Origin of the sequence: Enterococcus raffinosus (genome assembly GCF_019175485.1) — a bacterium.
GTDB classification, from domain to species: Bacteria; Bacillota; Bacilli; order Lactobacillales; family Enterococcaceae; genus Enterococcus_A; species Enterococcus_A raffinosus.
Genome location: NZ_CP072888.1, coordinates 32,277 through 57,826, shown reverse-complemented (window position 1 = coordinate 57,826; position 25,550 = coordinate 32,277). Strand labels below are relative to the sequence as shown.

The following is a 25,550-nucleotide window of genomic DNA, read 5'->3' as shown; positions in this document are numbered from 1 at the left end:
AAAATGGGCTTTTTACGAAAAAAACGAGACCTCAATGTGTCTCGTTTTTTGCTTGTTCCAATAAGTATTCCGCAAGACTATCTGTTACGGTAATATGAGTAAAAATTTTGGTCTTTGTGCCTACATACAGTACATCTTTTTTACTGTCCTCGTAGCAGGCAACCGCGACATTAGCAATTTTTCGTACGTCCTCAACACCTAATCCAATGACATTCTCGTTGATTTCACAAGCGACTTCCCGTCCCGCCTGATCAATAAACTTCGAATTAACGTCGCCAATCACATCTAGCTTCTCCAACTCATCAATGTCCTGTTGGTCCACATAGCCAATCTCTGTCATTGTATTGTTTTTAGAAAAAGGACTCGCAATTCCAACTAAAGCGAAATCAACATTTTTCCCAGCCTCCAGCACATCATGGATACCATCATTTTCAATCAAACTTTTTTTGATAAACGCATTGTCCACTAATGCTGGTGCATATAAATATTTACATTTAGCACGCAACTTTTTGGATAAATCGTAAGCCAATTGATTGGAGTGGACATCTACCATCTCAGAGCCTAAACCACCAATCAATGGAATGATGGTCGCATCCGCATGATTCTCATAAGGGTATTCATCAACAATGCCTCGCAGCATTTTTCCCCATGAGAGTCCGATCGTTTTGGCTTTTGCGATTTCTTTTTGAAAGGCGGTAATCGCTGTTTGAACGAGTAAGCGTTCCACTTCATCCTTTCGCAAGCTGCTGGTATCCAGCACTGCGGCTTTTTTCAACCCGAATGTTTCTTCAAGAGCCAATTCCAATTCAATCGAATAGGCACTCTCACTCTTAATAAAAATATCAACAATCCCTTCATTTTTTGCGTCATTCAAATATTTTGAAACCAGTGAACGAGAGATTCCCAGACGTTTGGCGATCTCCGACTGTTTCAAACTCTTTTTGTAATACATCGTAGCTACTTTTACGATATCTCGATTATGTTTTATAGCCATTGTGATCCCATCCTCTGAACAACTTTTTATTTTCATTCACCATACGGTTTGATTCTACCAGAATATCCGTAGAACTAGTGGGGACAATTCTTTTTTTCGCAGCTAACATTGATAACAAAAGAATTTTCCTGTCGCAAAAAATTCATTTCTTTTCCCACACAATCCTCTGCTGACTAACACCTCTTAGCCGTAAAACCACAAATGAGGATGTGCTTTAGTGTAAGCACATCCTCGACTTTTGTTTTAAAGAATCTCGATTACGCCACCGACTTCAAAGGCAGGAAAGGTACCCGGACTAACAATGATTGCTCCTGGTAAGATTTCCCCGATCGCGTTACGAAAATAAATCGAAATATGTCCTAATTCTTCAAAATTTGCATTTGCTTGCGAACCCACTTCTTCAATCGTAAACTCTTGATCGCCGAACTTGATTTTGCCGCCTACTTTTAACGCATCTTTAGGGCGATCTTCAAACTCATGAATCACACAAATATCTCTCAGCTCTGCGGTCGCAGAGGGGCCAAACAAAATAATCAATCGTTCTTCTTCAAATGCTGGCACCATACTGCCAATTTCAATAATTTTTGATTTTACCATCAATCCATACGCTCCATTCAAACAATTTTTAATACATTCCGAAACTAGCCAACCAAGCCAAAATTACCGCTGTAAAACCTGTCAACATCCGGCCGTATAAAATCGCAGGTACTCCAATCGCGACAGTTTCTGGTTTAGCTTCTCCTAGTGATAAGCCAACCGGAATGAAGTCACAACCAACATGTGCGTTAATCGCGAACAACGCGGGTAAAGCATATTGCACTGGAATGGATCCATTAGCGATTTGTGTTCCGATCAATACCCCGATAACCTGAGAAATTACAGCACCTGGCCCCAAGATTGGAGACAAGATTGGAATACTACAAATCAAAGCCAAAACAATCATCCCTGGTAACGAACCTGCTAACGGTGAAAGTACCTTCGCTAACCAGTCACCAATACCAGTATAATTGATAATTCCCACGATCATACTGATAAATGCCATAAATGGAATAATATTCTTCAACAACATATCTAACGCGTCACGACCTGATTGATAAAAGGTACTCATCACGCCACCAATTCCACGAGAGAAACGAACGAGGAAGCTGTCTTTCTTCGCTTGCTCTACTTTATGTTCTTCTTTAATCTTTGAATATCTTTCTCTGAACTCTTCTTCAGACTCTCGACCCTCAGTAATTATTTTTTCAGTAGCTGCAGCGGATTCAGCATCTTCCGCATGACCATGATTGACTGCTGCCATTTGACGATCTTCTAAATTTGCATCTTCTACAAGAGAAACATCCTCTGGTCGAACACCTGAAACAAAAATATCTTCCGTAATATGTTTTGATAACGGGCCTGATGGAGAAGACGGCAATACATCCACTGTTGGAATGCGTTTCATTGGGTAAACGCCGATTCGCGCAGTCCCACCGCAGTCAATAACAGCACATAAGGTTTCTTCTTCAGGAATTTGATTCTTAAAACCATCACAGGCAATCCCACCAGTCAAATCAGCGATTTGCTGCGCAACCGGATGAATCCCACCGCCTGTTACAGAGACAATTTTATTTTTTTGATCTGTTGGAGTTAGCGTCCAGCCTACTCCCCAGCCTTTATTTCCAGGTTTTACAAATACTGTTTTGTACATTACGATTCCTCCTTTATGCTGCAGCTTTCTTCGCTTCTCTAGCCATCATGAATTTCGTTAAACGTTCCGTTACGATTCCGCGGATCAAAATCACCACAATCCCTACTAAGAAATAGCGGACAGCCAGACTTGATTGACTAAATCCAGCTTTCGTCACACCATTGGCAATTCCTAAATAAACGAACAGCTCTCCAGCATTCGCATATGGGAATAGTCCCGTAACCGGGTGAACAAACGATACCGCAGCATCATAAAACGCGGGTTTCTCTTCCTCTTTAACGAATTTTCCAAATGTATAGGCCATTGGATTGGTCAACATTAATACTGCTAAAATCGGCATCAATGAGTACCGTAAAATCATGTATTTCGAACAATAGCGGATGGCTCTATCAACACGTTCTTCTCCGATAAATGCAATAACTGAATAAGTAAAAGTTAAAAGTACAATCAATAATGGTACGATACCAGTCATGTATCCCATGAATTGTTCGCCGCCGGCTTCAAACATACCAATAAAGTTTTTTCCTGCCCATTCGATATATTTCATTATAAAATCCTCCTTCTAGGTAACCGCTTCCAATTTGCGTGTGTAGATTTGTGCTAATGCCTTTTCAATTTGAGGCGCCTTCTTTTCCTGTGCAGCAGTCCGATAATTCACTAATTGCTCCCCTCTGTAGGAATGCTCTTCTTTAAATCGTGCAAAAATCGTCAAGCCCTTACAGATGTAGCATTGAATAACCTTCCCCTCCACATCGACAACGACTGCAACAATTGTCCGCAGTACTTTTCCCTTAACAACCTCGGTATAAAATTCATACTCGGTTCCTGCTTGTTCAGTGGTGATTTTTTTGATGAAGCTCTGATAGTATTTCACCTGAACAAGACTTAAAAGACTTTGACTAAGCATTAAAATGATCAACACAATAACTAGGCCGCTCATAAGCTACATCCTCTCCAAAAGCAGATGAGGGAAACCCCATCTGCTTCAATTTGCCTTACTCACCAAACGTCGAATCTTGTAATTTACGTAAACGATAAACCGTTGTTGACTCATCAATTTCAATATCATCATAAGTTAAGAAAGTACCATCCTTAATGTCGCGTTTTGCCACAGATGATCCGCCAACTAACCCTATTGGTACATTGTTGTTCTTCACTAGATCTGCATGTGTTTCTAACACTCCGCGTACACAATAGCCGCCGATCCCGTCGATTTTTTCTCCAGCTTTAATATCCTTCTTCGCTACTGCAACGGTTTCAGAAATAGGAGCGCCTAATGGAACGATCGCATGATCATGATTTAATACTGCTTTTGCAATCGTGATCGGTGTTTCTAGGCTTGCTAAGTGATATGGACGATATAAAATGTGATGGTCACGATCACCCTTCTTCATTAAGTAGCTTAATTCATGACGAGCACCATCATTCTGTCCTTTAACGATTACGAAGACACCTGGTGCTAAGCCATCCACGTATTCTACTACACCATACTTATCTAAAACCCCACCGTTTTCTTTTAAGTCTAAATCTTTAACGACTGAATCAACGTCTCCGCTAATTCCATGCATTCCTACTTTATCAGGAATAAAGCCGATGGCATTTGATAATAAGTTCATTTCAGCCATGGTCTTTGTACCATCTTGGAAAGCAGCCAGCATATGACTAGACATTTGTTTTGAATCCGCTTCTGCTTGAGCAGTATCTGGATTCGCGCCGACCTTCAACTTGTTGTTCTTTCCTTTACCTGCGACTAAGACTTCCATTCCCATACTTTTCGCGAATTCAAATAATTCTGTCGTCGCAGCTGGTTCGTCACCATCTGACCCTGTGTAAACCAGGTTCGCTGAATCGTACATTTTCTTCATCAGTGGTCCGATTGTAATGTCAACTTCCACATTCAATAAGACAATGTGTTTTTTCGCTAACAATGTTTCTAACGAAATTTGTGCACCTACTTCAGGTACTCCAGTCGCATCAACAATAACTTCTACCTTATCCGAATGAATGATTTCTTTAAAATCTGAGCTGACTAGAATATCTACCTTTTTCTCTGCGCTTGCATTGTACGCATCTGCTGCTCGCTGTGCAGCGTCTTTGTTGATATCACTGATGCCTGTTACTGCCATCCCTGGAATCGTCGAAATCTGAGCAATCATCCCAAAACCCATTTGACCTGCACCAATTACCCCAACCTTGATTGGCGCACCATTTTTTTCTCTTTCCAAAAGCTTCCCATAAAGTGTCATTATTACCCCTCCATACTTTTTTGACATATGACAAAGCCTTTGACATATGCCTTAAGACACCTTTAGTATAACACCGTATTAATGCGTGTCAACGCTTTCTTTTCACAAACTATCATTTTTTATCATTTGGAACATATGTCACGTCAGAATGATAAACCGTAAAAAACGTGATATATCAATATTTTAAGAAGAATTATTATTATTTAAAAAAGCTAAACAAATCAACTTTTTTGAAATTGCACATTCTTTAAATAACAAATATTAAAATCTCTCTTTTTTTGAATAATTCTATTTAAATGAGAGAACGAAATCTCATTGCTTAGTATTTCACAATAAACCGTGCTTTATTATGTGTTTAAAATCTGTAATGCAATTAAAAATTAGATAATAGACCAATTAATAAAAAGAAATGTACTATCTGTTTGTGAATTCACGAGCTATAAAATCTCCCACCTTTTTCCTTTTTCTTCATTAAGAGAAAAAACAAAAACAGCAACTTTAGCTCTCACTAAAGTTGCTGTTTATTATTGCTGTCCATAAGTCTCAAATTTCTCTAAGACCTCTTTCATTTGTTCTTGATTCAATAGCTTTGGCGTACCTATACAGCGTGCTCGATAATCAAGCTTAGCCAAGAATTCAATATCCTTAGCGACTCCAAAAGCACTCGCTAAATCTGATCCAATCGTCAAAACTCCATGATTCCCTAGCAAAATACCATTATCTTCATGGATAAAACGAAACGCTTCTTCGGCTAATTCCCGTGTACCAAAGGTTTTGTATTCGCAACAGCGAACTTTTTCACCAACTGAGCCAATAATATAGTGCAGTGGCTCAATTTCTTGCTGTAGACAGGCAAAGGTTGTTGCGTATTCTGAATGCGTATGGACAACCGATCGGACATCTGGACGATTTGCGTAAAAAATACTGTGCAGATCGTATTCGCTTGATGGCTTTCGCTCACCTTCTACTATATTGCCCTGCAAATCCATCAAAACAATATCCTCCGGCTTTGTTTCAAAATAAGGAATGCCGCTTGGACTAATCAGCATCACTTCCTCTTCAGGTAAGTAAATGCTGATATTGCCGCCTGTTCCTGTGGTTAGCTTTTCGGTAATAAGTTTTTTTCCGTATTCGACGATTAACGCACGTTCTTTTAGATGTCTCATTTTCTACTCCAATCAATAAAAATTATTTTCCGGCTGTTCAGTTAAATAGCGTTTCAAATCATAGGGAGAAAATATTCCACGATCCGTAACAATTGCTCCGATCAATTCTGGTGGTGTGATATCAAAGGATGGATAGATCGCTTTGACTCCGGTCAAGGTATGCTTGATTCCATTTAGTTCCATCACTTGTTCTGGATCGCGCATCTCAATCTTGATACTTTCGTGACTCTTCTTATCCGTATCTGGAATGCCCGTAACAAAATACGGAACGCCAAAACGTTGGGCTAAAATCGCTATTTGATAGGTTCCGACTTTATTGGCGATATAACCATCTTGCGCAATTGTATCTGCGGCTGAAGTGAATAAATCAATCGTCTCATGCTCCATTAAATAAGCAATCATGTTATCGGAAACAACCGTCGTGTCAAAGCCCATTTCTGCACAGCAGCTGGCGGTTAGACGTGCGCCTTGTAAGTAGGGTCGCGTTTCCGCACAGAAGAATCGCAGCGTTTTTTTCTGCTCGAGCGCTTCTCGCAGAAGCATCCCAATAATCGTTTCACCAAAACATTGGGTCAAAACAGTTCCGTTGTCTGGAATTTTTTCAATCAGATATTTTGCTACTTGATCCATTGTATAGTAGCGACGATTTAACGAATCGATCGTATTTTGTTTAATCGCTTCTGTCGGATCCATCCCTTTTTCCAATGCGTCCTCTGCGACTTCCACACACTTTTCAGTGATCAATGTCATACGATTCGCAGTCGTTGGACGGGCATTGGCGATCGTATGTGAGGCTTTTTTTAGATAGGCGATCTGATCTTTTGGCTCTAAAGCCTTACTTTCCTCAGCGGCTAACGCCATTCCCATCCCTGCCGCAGTATAAGGTCCTGCGCTTTGTGTAACCATGTCTGTGATGGCTTGCGCCACTGCTTGATGGGTCTCACATTCAACGAACGCTATTCGAGTCGGATAGATCCGACGATCCAAAATGCGCACCTTTCCGTTTTCATACCACGCAACATTCTCATATTGTAATAGCGTTGGCATCGTATAATCTTGTCTTTCCAACCTCTTCACCTTCTAATCTATAGTGCTGGCCGTTAATTCATCGATTCCATCTACTAGCTGTCTGCCGCTAGTGATGTGCTGACGATTAATGACCATTTGAATGCCTAATTTCAGCAGCATTTGCTCTGCGACAATTTTTTTCTCGAAATCAATCAGAGACAATTCCTTCACCTTAGAATCGCCTACCACTCTGCGAATAATCTCTGTACCGGCATACCCCACCGCGTCTGACATAATTTCTTGCAGCATCGTATCCTTAAAGGCATGATGACGATATAGAGAAAAGGATACCGCTTCATCGTAAGCAACGGATAATTTCGTAAAAACTTGATCATAAACGGCTTCAATAGTCGCCATACTCCATTGATGGAAATCTTGATCCACAGTTTCATCAAATAGATTTTTGACCATCGGAAAATAGAGATGCGCCAAGACATTTCCTATGTCATACCCCGCTGGACCATAAAAGGCAAACTCAGGATCAATCACCTTCAAGCCTCTTTGATTGATGAAAATTGAACCTGTATGAAGATCGCCATGCAGCAGTGATTGGGCGTTGTTCATAAAATTATTTCGCAGAATCGCGACTTCTACTTGAAGGGGCACATTCTCATAAAGATTTTCTCTCACAAACTGTTCATTTCCAGAAGTTACGATATTCCGTTGCTTGTAATCATCATAAGGTTCCGTGAATACCAAATCCTCGCTGATGTCACACATTTCTGGATTGATAAATGCTTTAACACGCTGCTTTTTCTCTCCCCGATCCAAAACAAGATCACTTGTTAAAAGCAAGGTTCGCGCAAGATACTCCGCAATCTCTTCACTAAACTTAGGAAAAGTTTTCTTAGCAATCAGTTCATAGCGCATGTTCTGATACTCTGAAACATCTTCCATCGTCAAAGCATACATCTTTTGATCATAATAATAAACCTCTGGTACAAACTGCGGCGCTAATTCATTTTGCAAACGTAAAATTTCTGCTTCGATGCGATTACGATCAATTGCCAAAGGTCGTCCAGAAGAGCGCAGCAATACGTCTGCTTGTTTAATAATCAAACTTTCCTGGGTTGCCTCATTCACGACTCGAAAAACATAATTGATGTTCCCATCCCCAATTTCAGTGACGGTTAATGGTGCTTCTGGTGGAAATGCCCCTAATTTTTCCACTACATATTGTTTGATCTTTTGCGTATCCATTAAAAAGTGCTCTTGATACGCCACCGTTTCCCTCGGTGTGACTTTCATATTATCGCCTCATTCATTAAAATTATCCATTCCTTCGTCTCCCTAGTTTACCGACAGCCTTCTCTTTATTAGAAATTCTCTTCACCACAAAAAAACGAGTTTGTTCCTCGTTTTAAGGGGGATTTTTCTAAATGATCCAGCTTTTCACCACAGCACAATTCATTGCAGCAACACGGATGCTACTTATGCTTTTATACTCCTGATCAATCTATAAAAGACCTGTCTGACGAAAAAAAACACTCATCTAAAAGTGTACATTTAAACTGGGTAAATGCAACTCTTAGATGAATGTTCTTAACTAATCGCAATCTTTGTCCCAACAGAGATCGTTGGCATTTCTTTATCTTCCACATAAAGCGTGCCTGGGAGCTCCGCTGTTTCCGAACCATCGAAGCGCAAGGTAATATGCCCTAAATCATCGAGATTCTTTTTCACTACCTCTCCAACTGCCGTAATTCTATAGGATTGATTATCAAAGAAAAAATGCATTCCCGTTGTAATCTCATCCGTAGAGGGGGTCAATTGGATGTTGTAGCAATAATCCGCTAATGTCTCCGGCGCATCATTGCCGAAAAAAATCAGCATCTTTTCTTGTTGAAACATCTCTGCCTCAGGTCCAATATTCGTCACTTGCGTCTCAAAAATCATCTTTCATCTCTCCAAACATTTTTAACTGTATAAACCAAAGCTTGCTAACCAAGCAACAACCACTCGTGGGACACCATTTAGAAAACGTGAATACAAAACAGAGGGTACGCCAACTTCAACCGTTTCTGCTTCCGCCTCTTCCAAGCCCAAGCCCACCGGAATAAAATCACACGCATTTTGCGTATTAATAGCAAATAAAGCAGGTAAGGCTAATTGCGGTGGGATATTCCCCTTGCCTATTTCTACCCCGATCAAGGTTCCCAAGATCTGACTGATCACCGCTCCAGGTCCTAATAATGGCGATAAAAACGGTAGTGAGCAGATGAAGCCAATAATGATCAGGCCAATGACATTTCCAGCTAAAGGTTTCATCAGGTTCGCAAATACTGTCCCTATTCCTGAACCTTGAATAATCCCAATCAATAAAGATACAAAAGCCATGAAAGGAATGACCGTATTGATCATCGTCTGCACACCTTCACGGGCCGATTGATTGAAGGTCGCTACCACTTTTCCGGCACCCATTCCGATTTTAGCGATAAAACTTTTTTGTTCCGCCTTTTGTTCCGTAATTTTCTTATCCGTTGAATATTTGAATTCACGCTCTGGTTTTTCTTCCGTAACGAAGGCAGGCTTATCAGCCGCTTCTGATCCCTCTGCTAGCATGATCTGATTTTTCCCAACTGCGGATACATAAATATCCTCATGAATGTATTGTGCCAACGGACCGCTCTTTCCAGTTGGGACGATATTGACTGTCGGGATATTCTTTTTAGGATAAATTCCGCAACGTAAAGTTCCACCACAATCAATAATTGCTAAAGCGATCTCATTATCAGGAATAGATGTCTTAAACCCATTTACCGATTCCATTCCAGATAATTCTTCGATTTTATCAACAATATCCGGTTTATCTCCACCACCAGTCACATAGACAAATTTATGTTTCTCATCCGTCGGTGTAATAACTAACGGACCACCATATCCCCCTGAACCTTTTACAATTTTAATACTATTATAAGCCATTTTCGCTCCTCCTAATTCGTTTCAAAGTAATTATTTTTCTTAACGAAAAATAAATCTGATGCTCATCACGTATATCATTCCATTATACTGGGGTCATTTCATATACTGCTAAAAGTGGAACTGACATCCTAATTCGTTTCAAAGTATTTATTTTTCTTATTGAAAAATAAATCTGATGCTCATCACGTATATCTTTCCACTATGCTAGCCTATTCTGCTACTGCAACTTCATCGACTTCTTTGCTCAGGTTAATTCCTTGCTGTTTGCAGACAAAGGCAGTAGTGAAGTCTGTCGTCCAGCCGCCGATAAAGTTCATGACTAGACCAACAAACATATAACGAATCGCTAATTCCATTGAATTGAGACCTAATTGCGTGATTCCTTGTGCGATCCCCATCCATACGAACAATTCTCCTGGATTGATGTGAGGAAAAACACCGTTACTGGTATGACAAAATTGAGCGTTTGACGCATAATAGCTTGGCTTATAAAACTCTGGCAAAAAGCGCGCCATCGTAAAGGACATTGGATTTCCTAACATAAATGCAGAAACGAAAGGCAATACAAGGTACCGTGTGAATGGGTTTTTAGAAGATACTTTCGCAACCTTTGTTACGCGCTCTTCTCCTAGAAAAGCAATCAGTGTATTCATTGCTACCATCAACATTAGAACCACCGGAACGATCCCTGTCATCCAACTAATAAATGTTTCAGCGCCTGTTTGAAAGAGACTCATAAAGCCTTCCGCAAATTTTGTAATATAATCCATCATTAACACTCCTTCTTATATTTGTGAGTTGCTTTTCCTGAATTTCTCTTGGATCGAAAGCTTCATTAGAGATAATTGATTTCCTACATTGAAAATCGGTGATACGGGGGCTTTCTCTTGATGATTGCCTCTTTCCACTTCTAAATAAATTTTTTGTGCATTAGCCGCCGCTTGACGGGTCAATTTATTCTCCTTGATCAGCACAGGAGAATCGGTCAATTGATGAATATCGATACCAACAAATTGTGGACGCGGCTTGAAGCGTGCTAGGATTGAAGTCCCTTGCATCATCTCAGCTTCTTGAATCGTTCCTCTTTGGTCAACGCCTAACAACAAGATCGTTCCCGAAGCGATTTTCCCAGGGCGTCGTCCAATCGCAACCTTCCCTTTTCGCTTCATTCGAATATAGACAGAATTAAAATTCTTGATTTGTTTCATCCCTAGAAAAATTTGGAGAATGTATGCAATAATTGCGATTGCTCCTAAAACAAAAATATTCATATATGGCTCCTTCCTGATATATGAGATTCTTCTTATCCATTTACCAATAACTGACGATATTCTTCTTTAGTTTGAATCTGCTTCACCTGTTCTCTTAACGTTTCACTGGAGGAGATAACAAAAATCGTGTCATAAAAACTTAACAGCTCTTCCTCCACTGCTAAAGTCAGATTTTCTGGAATCGCTACCATAAAAATCAACTCAATATCTTCTGTAGAACACCCATCTGGATAAATTCCGATCGTCACAAGAATTTCCTCACTCTGCCGATTAATTCCATGAGGAAAGGCAATGCCATTATCGATGATTGCTGACTCTTCTTGAGCCTTCGTCAAAATGTAGTCTCTAAAAGAATCATCGATTAATTGTTGGACTCGCAGCTTTTCCAATAAAAGGATCAAATTCTCTTCATAAGCCAACTGCTTATCCAATTGTTCAAAAGAAAACTGAATATGCTCAAAAGTTGCTGCCTTGGAAGCAACAATTCGTTTCCATTCACTCAATAACCAGTTCTCATTAAACAAATCAGTCAGTTTTATGATGGCTGTTGTTGTCTTCGTATGCTTCAAGGGCACTGTGGTAAATACTGCGAAATAGCGATCCAAGTCCTTTGTCTCATATTCTTCCTCTGAATAATGAGCGATTCGAATATTCGGTCCTAAAACGGTTGCCAGCTGACGCTTGATCATTAAAGCCGTTCCTTTACCAGTGTTGCAGACTACGGCGATCTCTTTCATTTTAGGTTGAGTATCTAGTTTCAACGCCAATTCAAAATAGATCGCTAAGTATGAAAGTTCGGCTCTCTGAAAAGGTTTCTGTAGATAATTGGCTAATGCAGCGATTCCTATTTCCGCTAGCTCATGGGCAAAAGCATGTTTTTGTTTAAACTCTTCACGAAAGATATCATAAGTTTCAACTTGAAAAATAAGGCGATTAATCAAAAACATAAAATGAGCACGCATATTTCGAAACAACTCTTCTTGATCTAAATTGATGATCACGGCTTCATTGATTTGATTCATCATGTAATCAAATAAGGTTTTTACTTCTGGTGTATCTGCTTGATCCTCTGGAACCAAATTATTGTTGAAAATATTTAAGGGAAAGCAGAGAAAATCAAAATCAAATTTACTGATCGTCAAATGATAATCGGTTGCCAAATTAACAAATAATTCTTCCAATAAACTGTCGTCAGAAAAATAATTAACATAATAAGCAACTGCCTGTACCAATGGCTTCCCGGATCGAATCCGTTGAATTGTTAAATTGATCGTCTTTTGTAATAAGCCTAATGTCCGAAAATCTAATTTTTTACTTAGTGCGATTTCGTCAATGGACTGCAGTAAATCCTCTGTTAACGGAGGCTGTTCCAAATAATCATAGGCATGGTGCAGGTAGAGCAGCCGCAATTGGGATTCTGTACCTGCGATCTTCAAGCCTTTATTGGGTGTACCAATCAAAGAAATTTGATATCTGGTCATCAACTGTTTTAAGTTTCGTAAATCCTTATTAACCGTTGAACGACTGACTCCTAACACTTCTGATAAATCATCAATGACGATGTAACCCTCTTGCTTCATGAAACAATCGATTAAGACGGCAATCCGCTTTGTGCTAGAATTGAAATCTGTTTGCTGCTTTAAGCTACCGTTCATGATTTCCGAAAACTGTTGCGAATCCATCACTTTTAACGAGTAGCTCGTGTCTTTTTCCTCAATCACCGCAATTTGTTCCATTTGATCATTCAATAATTGAATCGCTTTTTTGGTGGTTTGTGCACTTGTATCGGTTATTTTCTGCAATTCATTCAAACTCAGCCGATCATGAGTAATAAAATGCTGTAATAATTGATACCAGCGATTGATTAATGCCATCTTATTACCCCACCTTCTTTTAGCCTCGTGTTTTTCCTCCGGCAACGTTGGTCGTAACGCCTGTAATATAGCTAGACCGATTAGATAAATAATAGCATACTAGATCAGCGACTTCACTGAGCTTCCCGCTGCGCCCCAAGGGGATTGTCGTTGTTTTATCATAGTTTTTACGAAGCTCTTCAACCGTAATCCCCCGTGTGTAAGCTAACGCAGTCTCATAAGCCTCCGTTCGCAAACCAGTTTCTTCCATAATTCCAGGGGCGATTCCTACTACGCGAATGCCCTGCTTGCCTAACTCCTTAGACCAAGACCGTGTAAAGCTATTGACGGCTGCTTTCGTTGCTGCATAAGGACTTTGGCCTTCTGATCCCTCTAGTCCACATTCTGAAGACATATTGATAATGACACCTTCATGCCTTGGCATCATTGTTCTTGCCACTGCCTGTGTCATAAGGAATAATCCCTTTTGATTAATTGCCATCATCTTGTCAAATACCTCATCGGATAACTCAAATTGACCATGAGGGTTTTCCTCATCCACTAATAGACGCGGAACATTAATTCCCGCATTATTGACTAAGCCGTCAATCTGACCAAATTCTTCAATCACTTTCGTAACATTTTCCTCTACTTGCTGTCGGTCTGAGATATCAGTCTGAAAGTAGTAAAGATTTTCATGAACGACCTTTCCAGGCTGAAGATCAAAGTTTGCTACTACTACTCCTTGCTCTAATAATTCATCAATGATGCTTGCACCAATACCTGAAGACCCTCCTGTTACAATCACTTTTTTTCCTGCAACGTCTAACCAATCTGACATTTACGTTCCCTCCTCTTAATTACACGCCAAGTATAGAACGCTTATTGAAAATGATTAATACGCTCTTTTTTTTCAGTCAGAAAAAAAAAGTGCACTAATTTGTGAAAAGTGAACAAAAAAGCTTAAGTAGACGATTCTACTTAAGCTTTTTCTAGTATGCTATTCATTTCTTTTTGCAGCAATTGTGGGGAACGTTCAATCGCATCAATCGTATCCCCCGCAATATGTGAGGTAATCACCACATTGTCCAATTTCAGTAAAGGGTCATTAGGCGTAATTGGCTCCTCCCATAGAACATCTATCCCTGCACCGGCGATCGTTTTATTTGTTAAACACTCGAGCAAATCTTTTCGATTAATGATATCTGGTCGCGCTGTATTGATCAAATAGGCATTCGGCTTCATCCGTTTTAATAACGTATGGTCAATGATATTTTTCGTCTCTGGAACAACTCTTAAATGCAGGGATACCACATCCGAATCGCTAAAAATTTCCTCTAGTCCCTTTAGCTTCACTTGGTAGCCTTCTTGATCTAAAGTTTTCTGATCGGTAAAAGCATCATAGGCGCTAACCTCTAGTCCGAGGGCAGTTAATCGTTTTGCCACAATCCTTCCAATATGCCCCAATCCAACCAGACCGACCTTTAGGTTCGAGAAAGAGGTTTTGTAGGCGTCGTTCGAAAAATTTTGCGGCCAATTGCCCTTCCTCACTTGGATCGCAGATGCAGCAATGTTGCGAACGGTAGCATACATTAAACCAATGGTAAAATCAGCGACAGGTTCTGCATTACGAATGACATTAATCACCGATAGACCATCCAGCTCTTTCACTGCCTCTAAATCAATATGCTCTAATCCGCCGCGACAGGTGCCGATAAGTTTAAGCTTATTTCCATGAGCTAATAAGTTTCTTGAAACAGGCGCTAGATGTACTAACAAATACTCGGCGTTGGATACTGCGGACAATAATTCCGATGACCACTCAAAATTGTTAGGTCCGTCTTGCTCTAAAACCTTAATTACCTCACGAAATTCCGATCGAGTTTTTTCTGCTTGCCATTCGAATTTTTGAATATTGATTGGTGGATCAAGCTTCAATTCCTCTGCTGCTTTAGCTAAGTTATCTGCCGAAACAAATGGATCACCAATCACCACTACATTAGTCATTTTGCTGACCTTCTTCCGACAATATCCCTGCTTTAGGTTTCACGTGAAACTTTGCCGCTAGGTCGATAAGCTGCTGATCAGTAATCTGTTGCTTAATATCCTGTCTGGTGGAGCAAATCTGTAAATAAATTTGAGCGGCCTTTTCTGCTGTTTCAACTAGACCAAAGGCATCATCCATGGTTTGTCCTGCGCTCATAATTCCATGGTGGGGCCAAATAACGATTCGTGACTCTCGCATTTTTTCAGCGGAGGCTGTCCCTAATTGATTTGTCCCTGCAATCATCCATGGAAGAACCGATACACCATCAGGAAAGACAACAATACATTCTGTAATCATCTGCCAGAGCGTTTTAGTAAATTTCTTTTCATCTAGCTCATGGATAAAGGTCATTGCCGATATCGCAGTTGCATGCGTGTGCAGGATTACCCGATGCTCTGGATCTTGTGCCAGACGTACCGCATGACATTGCAGGTGCGATGCTAACTCACTCGTAGGTAAATCGTCTCCTTCTAATCCCCACAGCAAATCATATTTGTCACCTTCGGCAGTAATTCGAATAATCGCTAAACTATCCGCCGGATTCTTTTGGACATTTTTGAAATACTTGCCTGAACCGGAAACTAGAAAAATCTCTCCTGCTAAACTCTTTACAGTAAAATCTAACGCAATGGTCTTTTTTACCTGATGGACATTGAGATAATACTGTACCTCCTCCAGTGGCAGACGGTAACTAATATTTCCGCCATTTCGTTCGGCCCATCCATATGCCCATAGCTGATGAGTCGCTTCGCACATTTCTCGAATAAATGGTGCTTGACTGATTTCATGAATCTTCATTCCATCACCCTCCGTTATTACAAGGTTAAAGGAGGAGCGTAATTAGTCGCGCAACGATCAGAAAAGCTATCCCCAAGCCGCCATGGATCCAGTACGTTTTACTTTTAACAACATCTCCATTGGCTCCAATAACCAGCCTTTTTGCGCCATCAAAAAAGATTTTGATAAAGAATGCCAATCCAATCAAAACAAATAAATCGCTAATCATCGTCATCCTCCTTTCTCGTTATTCGTTAGTTCTGTCCATAATAGGCATTCGCCCCGTGCTTACGTAAATAGTGTTTATCCAAAACACGTTGTGGCAGTTCTTCTGCAAAAGAATTTAATTGACGAGTCAATAAATTCATCTTGCATACCTCCTCCAAAACCACAGCATTCATAACTGCACTATGAGCATCTTTTCCCCAAGTAAATGGGCCATGTCCATGGAGCAGTACTCCTGGAACTTCCAAAGGCTTGATTTCGCGCTGCTTAAAGGTCTCGACAATGACATTCCCCGTCTCATGCTCATAGCCTTCATCGATTTCATTTTTGGTCAAGAAGCGCGCACATGGAACAGAGCCATAAAAGGTATCCGCATGAGTCGTCCCCATCGCTGGAACATCCAAACCTGATTGTGCCCAAGCTGCTGCCCAAGTCGAATGCGTATGAACGATTCCGCCAATTTCTGGAAATGCCTTATACAATACTGCATGAGTTGGCGTATCTGATGATGGATTCAGTTCTCCCTCGATTACCCTATTTTCTAAATCAACGACTACCATATCCGACGCCTTCATTTCTTCATAACTGACACCGCTAGGCTTAATGACAAAATAGCTTGTTTCAGGATCATAGGCACTGACATTTCCCCAGGTATATTTAATTAACCCCTGTTTAGGTAAGGCTAGATTCGCTTGAAATACTTCTTCTTTTAATTGTTCTAACATTGATTCGGTCCCCTTTTACTCTGGATTGACTGCAACAACGATTTTGTTATAAGCAAGCTCACGCTTAAACATTTTAGGCAGCACATCTGGTAAATCCGTTAACGTGATCTCATCACTCACCATTTCTTTGAATTTGATTCTGCGTTTGGACATTTCTTCTAATGTCGCTTCCCATGCACGTCCAGGATAAGGCGCGGTATAGGAATTCCATGAGCCTGTAATTGTCAGCTCTGCACGCATAATGCGTTCTGCCTCATGTTCAGACAAGGGCAGATCCTGATGGGAGATGCCTACCAATACTACCGTCCCATGTTTACGTGTAATCAATAAGGCCTGCTTCTGAGTGAATTTACTACCCGCCGTTTCGATCACAACATGGACGCCTAAGCCTGTTTCTGCCTTGATAGCTTCTTCTAGATCCTGCTCTTTGCTGTTGATTGTTACATCTGCTCCGAGTTGTTTTGCTAATGCCAATTTTTCATCAAAAATATCGACGGCAATGACTTTTTTTGCTCCGAATATTTTCGCGATTTGAATCGCAAATTGTCCGATCGGTCCACAGCCAAGAACTGCTACTGTATCACCAACCTTCATGTTCGCCCGCTGCATTGCATGCCAGCTAATTGTCGCCGGCTCTACCCCTGCCGCTGACAACAAATCCAAATCTTCCGGCATTACCACGCAGTGTGCTTCGGGAACCTTCACGTATTCAGCAAAAGCTCCATTACTGCCTGTACCGATTATGTTATAATTATCACTGAGACCATAGGAGCCTTCTTTTGTATATTCAGAATTAGGGTCCGGGATCAATGGTGCAACAGCGATCTTGTCTCCGACTTGAACTTTAGTGACTTGTGATCCTACCCGATCAACTGTTCCACTGAATTCATGTCCTAAAATGAGCGGATACATTCTTGCACCATCTTCTAAGTTTGCGCGGGGCACATCTGAGCCGCAGATCCCCGCGTAAGCGACTTTTACTAATACTTCCTCTTCACCGATATCAGGAATCTCTACCTCTTGAACTTCCAAAACACCGGGTTTTATTAATACACTTGCTTTCATCTTTTCTGTCATCTTTTCTTTCATCCTTCTCTACTAAGCTACCTTTGTTTTGGCTTCTGGAATTTCACCGCTGTTTTTCGCTGCAGCTCGTTCAACATATCCATAAAAGGCTTCTTTATTTTTACGGAATAAGAAGTAAACAACAAAGTATGCGACGATCGTCAAGCCAATCCACAATGGATTCTGACTTAAAAAGGCTAAGAAAATTAGTCCAAAAATTGGTTTTCCTAAAATATTGAAACTGGTTACCATCAATGCGCCGGCTGGTAAAGTAACCCCTACCGTTTGTGCAATCTCAGTAAACATTGGCGCAGTGTAAGAGCACATGTACAATCCTAGGCTGAACCAAATCACTCCATTGATCAGTGTTTTGGCGATATTTCCGTTTGATAAACATACTAAAGCTTGTACCATATACGGAATAGCCAATAAATCAACTACTGGCAATGTTTGGTTACCTGGTAAAATCATTGCGATGAATACCATAATTGGGATCAAAAGAATTCCTGAGATCAACGTTGCTGGTTCACCATAGCCTGTCGCATCATTTACGCCAAGATACCATTCGCGTCCCTCGTTATTGCCGCGAACATTTTTACTCGCTGCTTGTGAGATCGGGTTGAAGGCTTGTGAGAAGATTCCCGCTACTTTCGGGAAGATCGCCATCACCGCACTTGTCGCGATCGCTACTTCTGTGATCTGTCCCCAAGCAGATAGCTCTGCCAAATTGCTGATATTTCCTAAAATCCCTAAAAATAGACCTAAGAACAATCCTAACGAGATTGGTTCGCCAAGAAACCCTAACTTCTTCTGCAGGCCTTGAGGATTCAAGCGTACTTTATGCAAGCCAATCATATTCCAAATCGGGTCCATCAAGAGAGCAAAGATTCCCGGCTCGATATTATGCATAGCAATGATCGTGCAATTTGGATAGTGATAATAGCTTGACCATCTTCTGGCTAACATTTCCGATAATAATAGGCTGTACATATTCAATAAACACATTAAGACAACTGCTAAGATCATATTTTTTGTAGCTAAATACACCATCGAGCCCCAAACCATATAAGAATAGTTATTCCATAAATCAGAAGGCTGGAATACGTTGGTCCACTTCACTAAAAAAAGTACCGTCTGTAAAACTAAAGCGATCACTAGATAGATCATACCCGCTTCTGTTGAATAAGCCACCAACGCCGTTGCCTGCCAGCCCACATCGAATGCTGGAAGATTGATTCCTGTTTGATCGACCATTTGTTGAACGACTTTCGAAATAATTGGGGTGTATGAGTTCAAAATCAAAGTAAAGCCCATCAGCCCAACACCTGCATATAATCCAGATAAAAATGCCTTTTGCGTCTTCACTTTCAATACTTTAGCAACAACAAAAATCATCACTGGAACAAATACAGCCGATCCAAACGTATCAAAAACGCTTTTTAATGTTTCTAACATCTCATTACTCCTTTTTCAATTTAATGTATTTAATTTTCGTATCGAAAATTAAGTCTGATTTTCAAGCCAAACAACTTTTAGCTAGCACTTTTTTACAAGGCTAATTCCCATTTAGGAAATCATTTTTCCAAAATTAAGAAAAATGAATCTAATTGTCATTGCGCATACCATTTTACTAACTTGCTAAAGCAAGAAGTAAAACTGGCAAACTGGCATCCTTTTTCAATTTAATGTATTTAATTTTCAATATGCCGAAATTCAATTAAACCAATACCTGTGTATCGCTTCTTCGCAAGAAACCAAAAACAACCTGTTCTTTAAATTTTAGTTCTCTAAGGCTAATAAAACACCGTCTACTTCTTCTAAAAATTCTTCTTCCCCAAACCCGGTTAAAAAGCCAATTGCATTTACTACTGGAATTCCGTAGTCTCCATCTGGTAAAGGACTTGTATAAGTAATAAAATCAAACTTCCCAGTCTTTGCTAGAGACAACGCTTCATTCGGATTTGCCTCTGTTGTATCAACGATATAGCCTTTTTCTTCCAACGTCTCTCTTAATTTTTCCGCCACCATTGATGATGTCACCGTTCCTGATCCACACACAGACAATACATTGTATCTTTTCATTGTTGCTCCTCCTTTTATTTTCGCTTTATGCGATTTCTAATTCCATTTTTGCCACGATGTTATACATCTCTTCCACAGATGACGCCCGCTCTAACCGCTTTAAGGTTTCTACGTCTTGGAAAAGTCCCATCAGCTTGCTAAGCATCTTGACTTGACCATCTGGGTCCTCCACCGCCATTAAAATGACCAATGATACACAGACTTTTTCTTCTGGATTGATCATTGAGCAAACCTCGATTGGTTCTGCTAAAGTCGCGATTGCTAAAGCGGATTGGTATACATGCTCACGATCCGTATGGGGAATTGCGATCCCATAATCGCCCATCTGCAATCCCGTAGGAAAGCCCTTCTCTCTTTCCAGTACCGCTGGAACATAAGTATTTTTTACATAACCCAGCTCTTCCATTTTCCCACCCAAGAATGAAATCATCTCTTCGTAATCTTGTGGCTTCATTTTGCTAAAAAGCAACTCTCGTTTGATCACTAGATCCCTCCTATTCTTTTTTTTTGCTTCTTGCTTAACCAAAAGATAGCACGGAAACGCTTTCTTTTGAATTTCTTTTGAACTCATTTTTTACTGAACCTATTCCGTAATATTTGTATGACTTGCTGAAAACATTGATTTCACAAGTGTTTTCTCTGTCATTTATTAGCTAAACTGCTCAATCATACAAAAATCCCCGCTCTCAAAAAGAACGGGGAGTCATTTTTCACTATTTTTTGAAATCTTGGATAATCGCCAAAAGCGCGTCTTTATCTTGCGCCTGATCCATTCGTTGAATCGTTTTTGGATCGCTTGCGATTTTCAATAGCTGCATCATTGGTTGGATATGCATTTTTTTGTCAATCGCTGAAATAACTACTACATATCGGTAGCACTGTCCTTGACTGGAGAAACCCTGTGGGATTTTGGCTAAACACATTCCCAATTCACGAGCCCCATTTTCAGGAATGGTATGGGGAATCACGATCTGATTTCCTAAGACAATACTGGGAGTGACCTCCGGAAACTGTTCCTCAAGATGGCTTAAGTAGCTCGGCTCAACGATTCCACGAGCAATCAAATTTTGTGTGGCTGCCTGCAGTATTTCCAGCCAAGTTAGTTTATTCGGTAAGATGACAATACTTTCCTTCGTAATCAGGTCACTTAAATTCAACTTCGTTTCATTCGTCAAGATTTCTTGATCTTGAATTTGGAAAATCGAATTGTAGGAGATCATTAACTCTTTACGAATCTTTCCTTCTGTCTCATCATCCATAGGAAGGTGTTTTCTGACGATGGACAGGATGTGATCCGGCTGTAATTTATAACTATCAATTTTATAAATCAGCTGGATGACTTCATTGACGATTAACGTTTTGTTCATTGCTGAAAGATCATTTCCTACAACGATCACTGGGAACTCTGTGGTTAATGGCGTAGTTGAGAAGATCAATTGAACCTCTAAGCACTCCTCTTTTTCGTAAAATTCACGAATCGAAAAAGAGCTGACAAAATGAATCATCGGAAACCAGTTATCTAACGTTTTTTCCAGCAGCTTTGAACTAATGATGCCGTTTGGACAAACTACCGCAGCTTTAACAATCGTATTATCAAGATTGATTGGTTTTTCCTTTTGCATATATGCTCCAATGAACATAGTGATCAGATATATTTCATCGTTGGGAATTCGTTCTTCAAAAAATTCTTCTAAGGGCGCAATCGATGATTTCACAATAAAGAACAGCGGATCCAATTGATTCTTAACGATATCCGTAAGCGTATAATCGGAAGTCAAACCATAGCGAATGCGATAATAGGCGGGGGTTAAATGCAACGCTAAATTCTCAATTAATTGGGCTTTGTCATTCAGTTGAATGATTGTATTTTTTTCTAGCTGAGCAATAAACAATTCGATGTGTTTTCGCAGCTCCACTTTATTAAGTGAAAAGATATTGCTTAAATCAGTAATTTTTAAGGATAGGATATAAAGACACAGATACAGATGTTCCGTATAGGATTTTGGGAGCATGCTTTGTCCAGCCAATACTTTTACGATTGCCGCATATTCGTTGGTATCCATAATTTCTTTTGCCAGCAAGCCAAAACGCTGCTCAATAAGATGCTCGTTCTTTACTCGACGATCCAGCAAGACTAAGAAATAAGGAGCTGTCTGAATTCTATTATCGGTATATTGAACTTGCAATTCTTCCTCCACCAAGCGCAACATTCTTCTCTGGGCCTCAATTTCCGTTACCTGAATAGCCAAGTATTTTTCAAAAATAAGGCGATTGTAAATGGACTCCATCACTTGATCCGTTACAACAAGAATCAATCCACGGATCGCTTCCTCATCCCCTCGAAAATAATATCCACCCTTTCTAGAATAATCGATGGTCAGCTTATGTCTGCTCAGCTGTTTCTTGAGTTTCTTGATGTCCGAGACAATCGTATTTTTACTCACCTCTAAACTTTCCGAAAAGTGATAAAGCGAGAGATAGTCTGCGGAAAAAATCAATAATAAAATAACTAGTAATCGATGATCCTCATCCAGAAAACTATTTTCATCCGCCTGTAATTGGCTTTCGCTATTCATGATTCCCGAAAAGTCATCCACCACCTTTGTATCAACGACAAAACTCCCATTGCGTGATCGAATAATTTTTCGATAGCTATTCTCTTCCAGATAGTCATTTATTTTTTTCAGTGCGTAATCTAACTGATTGCGAGTAAGTCGGTATTTTTCCATGATTTCTTTGGAAGAAATTTTTACTGTAGAAGCGACGGTTTGTAAGACCTGTACACTCCGATTATCAAGGTCCATCTGTTTCCCTCCTGTCTGCCATTTTTTCCTTTAGTCTAGCCTGAACAAGAAAAATAGTAAACGGTTTCTTTTCGAAAGAATTTTAAAATAACAAAAAAGTTGCACTGAAACATCAGTACAACTTCCTTCATTTTATTAAAATTCTCCTGGATTCGATTCGATCATCACTTTGATCTCGTTGCCCTCCATCACTTTATCAAAGGCTTCACGCCAATCTGTCAGGGGATATTTTTTCGTGATCATCTCTTCGATATTAATCGCGCCCTTCGCCAATAAATGAATCGCAATTGGCCAATCATATGGGTTTTGCGAACGACTGCCAATGTATTCAATCTCTCGTTGGATAATGGATTCCGTATCCAGATCCACCATTTTGTTCGCGAATAGACCAACTTGAATGAATTGCCCTTGTTTTCGGATCAATGGTAGACTGGCATTCACCGCAGGTACTGCGCCAGAGGCGTCATAAACCTTATCCACTCCATAGTCATTCGTCACTTCTTTAACGATCTTAGCCAGATCTTCTTTCATCGTATCCACGATGACATCCGCCCCAAGCTTTTTCGCTAATTCTAAACGGTGCGCGTCTTTTGTGATCCCGGTCATAATAACGAATGCCCCAATTTCTTTGGCAATCTGTAACAAGAACAAGCCAATAGGACCAGGTCCCATGATAATGATCGTATCTTTCAGTTCTAAATGACTCTTTTGATACATCGCATGTACGCAGCAGGCCAGTGGTTCACTCATCGCCGCGCCTTCATAACTCAAATGATCCGGCAATAAATGAATACTTTCCTCACGTGCCACTACATAATTGGCCATAGAGCCATTTTGCTGCGTGCCAATTCCCTTGCGATGCGGACATAAGTTGTATTGCTTTTCCTTACAGTAATCGCATTCACCGCAGACATAAAAGGTCGTCTCACTAGTCACGCGATCGCCTACTTTGATCTTAGTAACTTTTTCTCCTACTTCAACCACTTGACCAGAAAATTCGTGTCCCAGTACGACAGGCGTGGTAGGATTCTTATATTCGCCTTTAAAGGTATGAATGTCTGACCCACAGATACCCGTGTAAGCTACTTTAATCAATACCTTATCCTCTGTTGCTTCAGGTACTGCTAAGTCAATAAATTCCATTTGGTCATAGCCAGGTGCCTGTTTGGAAACACCCTTCATTGTTTTACTCATTGATATAAGCCTCCTACATTACTTGTGCAACTAATTCTGAGAATTTCAAGAAGATCCATTTTAAAAAGTTCCCACCAGTATCTAAGTTCGTGATTTCTGCTGCCCCGTCTGGGAATTTCACGATACCTTGCGCCATTTCGGTAATAACTGGTGCGAAGTTTGTCGCCATCAATAACGCTACTGCCATGACCACCGTCAATGAAATCACGGAGTGTAAAATATTTCCCTTGCGACTAGGAACAACCAAGGCTGCAAAGAAAGGAATGGTTGCCAAATCTCCAAAAGGCAACACGCGGTTTCCTGGTAAGATTACTGCTAAGAACAAGGTGATCGGCACCATCAAAAGACCGGTGGACAATGCCGCTGGTGAACCTGTTGCTAATGCAGCATCCATTCCTAAATAAATTTCGCGATCTCCATAACGGCTTTGCAGTAATTTTTGCGCACCTTCTTGAATCGGGATCAATCCCTCCATCAAGATTTTTACCATACGTGGCATCAAGAACATGACACCGCCCATATTCATTCCGATTTGCAGGATGCCGATAAAGTCATAGCCTCCCAGCAAGCCTAGGAACATCCCGATAATGATCCCCATGATCATCGGTTCACCGAAAATCCCAAAACGTTTTTGAATTGTTTCAGGTTTCACATCTAATTTATTGATACCAGGAATCTTATCCACCAGCCAGCCGACCGGTAAAGCTAAAACTGCATAACCTTGAGCCGAACCTGTGGTGATGCTGATTCCTTCTAAGCCATAATATTCTTGAACTTTAGGTGCTGTCTTGTCTGCAATGATTTGAATAATAATTGTAAACAAAATCCCGCACAGGATGCCAAAGAAAAAACTTTTTGTTACAATATAACCAGTTGCTGCCACAGAACTAACATGCCAGTAGTTCCAGATGTCAATATTCAGTGTTTTCGTTCGATTTAATGCCAACATAATTAAATTTACGATCAAGATCACTGGAATCATCACAGCCGCGATTGGTTGCGCCCATGTCCCGGCTGAGACTGCTGGCCAGCCAGCATCAATGATCGTCAAGTTCAGACCGAACCGCTCGACCATCGCTTGTGCTGCTGGGCCTACATTTGTGGTCAATACCGTGATAACCAAGTTGATCCCGATCATTCCGATACCAACTGTAATTCCGGAAATAATTGCTTTTTTCACTGGAACCCTAAAAATAATTCCGACAATGAAAATGATAATAGGGAGCATGACACTCGGGCCAGCACCTAAAATACTCTGCACCACATCCATTAAGCTATCCATTTCATTCATTCCTCCTAATTTGTTTAAATGTATTTATTTTTAAACTAAAAATAAATCAGCGTCTTACCACATACGTCCTTTCCGCAAATTGCAAAATCCTATTGATCCGCAAAACGCGGAACGAACATACATGTAGTTA

26 protein-coding genes are annotated in these 25,550 nt (G+C 40.4%); all 26 read right to left on the bottom strand.

Features of this window, described 5'->3' with window-relative positions; genetic code table 11:
* Positions 1-31: 31 nt before the first annotated feature.
* Positions 32-994 carry a sugar-binding transcriptional regulator gene (locus J9537_RS00280; RefSeq protein WP_010747364.1) on the bottom strand — a complete coding sequence of 321 codons (963 nt, stop codon included), beginning with the start codon at positions 992-994 and terminating at the stop codon, positions 32-34.
* Positions 995-1,237: 243 nt separating this feature from the next.
* Positions 1,238-1,591: a PTS glucitol/sorbitol transporter subunit IIA gene (locus J9537_RS00275; RefSeq protein WP_218256296.1), complete on the bottom strand. Its 354-nt coding sequence runs from the start codon at positions 1,589-1,591 to the stop codon at positions 1,238-1,240.
* Positions 1,592-1,619: 28 nt separating this feature from the next.
* Entirely contained in the window at positions 1,620-2,684 is a 1,065-nt protein-coding gene (gene srlE / locus J9537_RS00270) for a PTS glucitol/sorbitol transporter subunit IIB (protein ID WP_218256295.1), read from the bottom strand.
* Positions 2,685-2,697: 13 nt separating this feature from the next.
* Positions 2,698-3,231 (bottom strand): PTS glucitol/sorbitol transporter subunit IIC, encoded by a 534-nt coding sequence (srlA, locus tag J9537_RS00265; protein WP_218256294.1) that lies wholly within the window; start codon positions 3,229-3,231, stop codon positions 2,698-2,700.
* Between the two features lie 15 nt (positions 3,232-3,246).
* Positions 3,247-3,624: a transcriptional regulator GutM gene (locus J9537_RS00260; protein WP_218256293.1), complete on the bottom strand. Its 378-nt coding sequence runs from the start codon at positions 3,622-3,624 to the stop codon at positions 3,247-3,249.
* Positions 3,625-3,679: 55 nt separating this feature from the next.
* Positions 3,680-4,930: an NAD(P)H-dependent oxidoreductase gene (locus J9537_RS00255; RefSeq protein WP_010747369.1), complete on the bottom strand. Its 1,251-nt coding sequence runs from the start codon at positions 4,928-4,930 to the stop codon at positions 3,680-3,682.
* A 524-nt stretch (positions 4,931-5,454) separates the two neighbouring features.
* Positions 5,455-6,096, bottom strand: coding sequence for an L-fuculose-phosphate aldolase (locus J9537_RS00250; RefSeq protein WP_218256292.1), 642 nt, complete (start codon positions 6,094-6,096; stop codon positions 5,455-5,457).
* A gap of 12 nt (positions 6,097-6,108) precedes the next feature.
* Positions 6,109-7,164: a s-methyl-5-thioribose-1-phosphate isomerase gene (locus tag J9537_RS00245; RefSeq protein ID WP_218256291.1), complete on the bottom strand. Its 1,056-nt coding sequence runs from the start codon at positions 7,162-7,164 to the stop codon at positions 6,109-6,111.
* A 12-nt stretch (positions 7,165-7,176) separates the two neighbouring features.
* Complete coding sequence (gene mtnK, locus J9537_RS00240; RefSeq protein ID WP_218256290.1) at positions 7,177-8,412, bottom strand: S-methyl-5-thioribose kinase; 1,236 nt, start codon at positions 8,410-8,412, stop codon at positions 7,177-7,179.
* A gap of 294 nt (positions 8,413-8,706) precedes the next feature.
* Entirely contained in the window at positions 8,707-9,060 is a 354-nt protein-coding gene (locus J9537_RS00235; protein WP_010747373.1) for a PTS glucitol/sorbitol transporter subunit IIA, read from the bottom strand.
* Positions 9,061-9,081: 21 nt separating this feature from the next.
* Positions 9,082-10,086, bottom strand: coding sequence for a PTS glucitol/sorbitol transporter subunit IIB (srlE, locus tag J9537_RS00230; RefSeq protein WP_218256289.1), 1,005 nt, complete (start codon positions 10,084-10,086; stop codon positions 9,082-9,084).
* Positions 10,087-10,295: 209 nt separating this feature from the next.
* Positions 10,296-10,856 carry a PTS glucitol/sorbitol transporter subunit IIC gene (srlA, locus tag J9537_RS00225; protein ID WP_010747375.1) on the bottom strand — a complete coding sequence of 187 codons (561 nt, stop codon included), beginning with the start codon at positions 10,854-10,856 and terminating at the stop codon, positions 10,296-10,298.
* Positions 10,857-10,871: 15 nt separating this feature from the next.
* Positions 10,872-11,357, bottom strand: a complete 486-nt coding sequence (locus J9537_RS00220; RefSeq protein ID WP_218256288.1) for a transcriptional regulator GutM — start codon at positions 11,355-11,357, stop codon at positions 10,872-10,874.
* Between the two features lie 32 nt (positions 11,358-11,389).
* Entirely contained in the window at positions 11,390-13,231 is a 1,842-nt protein-coding gene (locus J9537_RS00215; protein WP_218256287.1) for a BglG family transcription antiterminator, read from the bottom strand.
* 19 nt (positions 13,232-13,250) lie between these two features.
* The gene (locus tag J9537_RS00210; RefSeq protein WP_218256286.1) at positions 13,251-14,051 is read right to left on the bottom strand and encodes an SDR family oxidoreductase; all 801 of its coding nucleotides are present in this window, start codon (positions 14,049-14,051) and stop codon (positions 13,251-13,253) included.
* A 140-nt stretch (positions 14,052-14,191) separates the two neighbouring features.
* Positions 14,192-15,217 (bottom strand): NAD(P)-dependent oxidoreductase, encoded by a 1,026-nt coding sequence (locus J9537_RS00205; RefSeq protein ID WP_218256285.1) that lies wholly within the window; start codon positions 15,215-15,217, stop codon positions 14,192-14,194.
* Positions 15,210-16,055: a rhamnulose-1-phosphate aldolase gene (gene rhaD, locus J9537_RS00200; protein WP_218256284.1), complete on the bottom strand. Its 846-nt coding sequence runs from the start codon at positions 16,053-16,055 to the stop codon at positions 15,210-15,212. The genes J9537_RS00205 and rhaD overlap by 8 nt, the downstream gene beginning before the upstream one ends.
* A gap of 25 nt (positions 16,056-16,080) precedes the next feature.
* On the bottom strand, positions 16,081-16,263 hold the full coding sequence (locus tag J9537_RS00195; RefSeq protein WP_218256283.1) for a hypothetical protein: 183 nt from the start codon (positions 16,261-16,263) through the stop codon (positions 16,081-16,083).
* Between the two features lie 25 nt (positions 16,264-16,288).
* Positions 16,289-16,984, bottom strand: coding sequence for an L-ribulose-5-phosphate 4-epimerase (locus tag J9537_RS00190; RefSeq protein WP_010747382.1), 696 nt, complete (start codon positions 16,982-16,984; stop codon positions 16,289-16,291).
* A gap of 15 nt (positions 16,985-16,999) precedes the next feature.
* Positions 17,000-18,061 (bottom strand): galactitol-1-phosphate 5-dehydrogenase, encoded by a 1,062-nt coding sequence (locus J9537_RS00185; RefSeq protein ID WP_010747383.1) that lies wholly within the window; start codon positions 18,059-18,061, stop codon positions 17,000-17,002.
* A 21-nt stretch (positions 18,062-18,082) separates the two neighbouring features.
* Entirely contained in the window at positions 18,083-19,504 is a 1,422-nt protein-coding gene (locus J9537_RS00180) for a PTS galactitol transporter subunit IIC (protein ID WP_218256282.1), read from the bottom strand.
* 324 nt (positions 19,505-19,828) lie between these two features.
* Entirely contained in the window at positions 19,829-20,131 is a 303-nt protein-coding gene (locus J9537_RS00175) for a PTS sugar transporter subunit IIB (RefSeq protein ID WP_010747385.1), read from the bottom strand.
* A gap of 25 nt (positions 20,132-20,156) precedes the next feature.
* Positions 20,157-20,615: a PTS sugar transporter subunit IIA gene (locus tag J9537_RS00170; protein ID WP_218256281.1), complete on the bottom strand. Its 459-nt coding sequence runs from the start codon at positions 20,613-20,615 to the stop codon at positions 20,157-20,159.
* Between the two features lie 229 nt (positions 20,616-20,844).
* A complete protein-coding gene (locus tag J9537_RS00165; protein ID WP_218256280.1) occupies positions 20,845-22,935 on the bottom strand; it encodes a BglG family transcription antiterminator in 2,091 nt (696 codons plus the stop codon).
* A 135-nt stretch (positions 22,936-23,070) separates the two neighbouring features.
* Complete coding sequence (locus tag J9537_RS00160) at positions 23,071-24,129, bottom strand: zinc-binding dehydrogenase (protein WP_218256279.1); 1,059 nt, start codon at positions 24,127-24,129, stop codon at positions 23,071-23,073.
* 13 nt (positions 24,130-24,142) lie between these two features.
* Positions 24,143-25,411 (bottom strand): PTS galactitol transporter subunit IIC, encoded by a 1,269-nt coding sequence (locus J9537_RS00155; protein ID WP_218256278.1) that lies wholly within the window; start codon positions 25,409-25,411, stop codon positions 24,143-24,145.
* Positions 25,412-25,550 lie beyond the last annotated feature (139 nt).

What these genes read in the sequence shown, in the direction of transcription:
- J9537_RS00215 (WP_218256287.1), bottom strand. Translation starts at nt 13,231, where the DNA reads ATGGCATTAATCAATCGCTGGTATCAATTATTACAGCATTTTATTACT.
- J9537_RS00190 (WP_010747382.1), bottom strand. Translation starts at nt 16,984, where the DNA reads ATGTTAGAACAATTAAAAGAAGAAGTATTTCAAGCGAATCTAGCCTTA.
- J9537_RS00210 (WP_218256286.1), bottom strand. Translation starts at nt 14,051, where the DNA reads ATGTCAGATTGGTTAGACGTTGCAGGAAAAAAAGTGATTGTAACAGGA.
- J9537_RS00275 (WP_218256296.1), bottom strand. Translation starts at nt 1,591, where the DNA reads ATGGTAAAATCAAAAATTATTGAAATTGGCAGTATGGTGCCAGCATTT.
- mtnK (WP_218256290.1), bottom strand. Translation starts at nt 8,412, where the DNA reads ATGAAAGTCACACCGAGGGAAACGGTGGCGTATCAAGAGCACTTTTTA.
- srlE (WP_218256295.1), bottom strand. Translation starts at nt 2,684, where the DNA reads ATGTACAAAACAGTATTTGTAAAACCTGGAAATAAAGGCTGGGGAGTA.
- J9537_RS00280 (WP_010747364.1), bottom strand. Translation starts at nt 994, where the DNA reads ATGGCTATAAAACATAATCGAGATATCGTAAAAGTAGCTACGATGTAT.
- J9537_RS00180 (WP_218256282.1), bottom strand. Translation starts at nt 19,504, where the DNA reads ATGTTAGAAACATTAAAAAGCGTTTTTGATACGTTTGGATCGGCTGTA.
- J9537_RS00155 (WP_218256278.1), bottom strand. Translation starts at nt 25,411, where the DNA reads ATGGATAGCTTAATGGATGTGGTGCAGAGTATTTTAGGTGCTGGCCCG.
- rhaD (WP_218256284.1), bottom strand. Translation starts at nt 16,055, where the DNA reads ATGAAGATTCATGAAATCAGTCAAGCACCATTTATTCGAGAAATGTGC.
- J9537_RS00255 (WP_010747369.1), bottom strand. Translation starts at nt 4,930, where the DNA reads ATGACACTTTATGGGAAGCTTTTGGAAAGAGAAAAAAATGGTGCGCCA.
- srlA (WP_010747375.1), bottom strand. Translation starts at nt 10,856, where the DNA reads ATGGATTATATTACAAAATTTGCGGAAGGCTTTATGAGTCTCTTTCAA.
- srlA (WP_218256294.1), bottom strand. Translation starts at nt 3,231, where the DNA reads ATGAAATATATCGAATGGGCAGGAAAAAACTTTATTGGTATGTTTGAA.
- J9537_RS00160 (WP_218256279.1), bottom strand. Translation starts at nt 24,129, where the DNA reads ATGAGTAAAACAATGAAGGGTGTTTCCAAACAGGCACCTGGCTATGAC.
- J9537_RS00195 (WP_218256283.1), bottom strand. Translation starts at nt 16,263, where the DNA reads ATGATTAGCGATTTATTTGTTTTGATTGGATTGGCATTCTTTATCAAA.
- J9537_RS00205 (WP_218256285.1), bottom strand. Translation starts at nt 15,217, where the DNA reads ATGACTAATGTAGTGGTGATTGGTGATCCATTTGTTTCGGCAGATAAC.
- J9537_RS00260 (WP_218256293.1), bottom strand. Translation starts at nt 3,624, where the DNA reads ATGAGCGGCCTAGTTATTGTGTTGATCATTTTAATGCTTAGTCAAAGT.
- srlE (WP_218256289.1), bottom strand. Translation starts at nt 10,086, where the DNA reads ATGGCTTATAATAGTATTAAAATTGTAAAAGGTTCAGGGGGATATGGT.
- J9537_RS00250 (WP_218256292.1), bottom strand. Translation starts at nt 6,096, where the DNA reads ATGAGACATCTAAAAGAACGTGCGTTAATCGTCGAATACGGAAAAAAA.
- J9537_RS00175 (WP_010747385.1), bottom strand. Translation starts at nt 20,131, where the DNA reads ATGAAAAGATACAATGTATTGTCTGTGTGTGGATCAGGAACGGTGACA.
- J9537_RS00235 (WP_010747373.1), bottom strand. Translation starts at nt 9,060, where the DNA reads ATGATTTTTGAGACGCAAGTGACGAATATTGGACCTGAGGCAGAGATG.
- J9537_RS00220 (WP_218256288.1), bottom strand. Translation starts at nt 11,357, where the DNA reads ATGAATATTTTTGTTTTAGGAGCAATCGCAATTATTGCATACATTCTC.
- J9537_RS00165 (WP_218256280.1), bottom strand. Translation starts at nt 22,935, where the DNA reads ATGGACCTTGATAATCGGAGTGTACAGGTCTTACAAACCGTCGCTTCT.
- J9537_RS00185 (WP_010747383.1), bottom strand. Translation starts at nt 18,061, where the DNA reads ATGACAGAAAAGATGAAAGCAAGTGTATTAATAAAACCCGGTGTTTTG.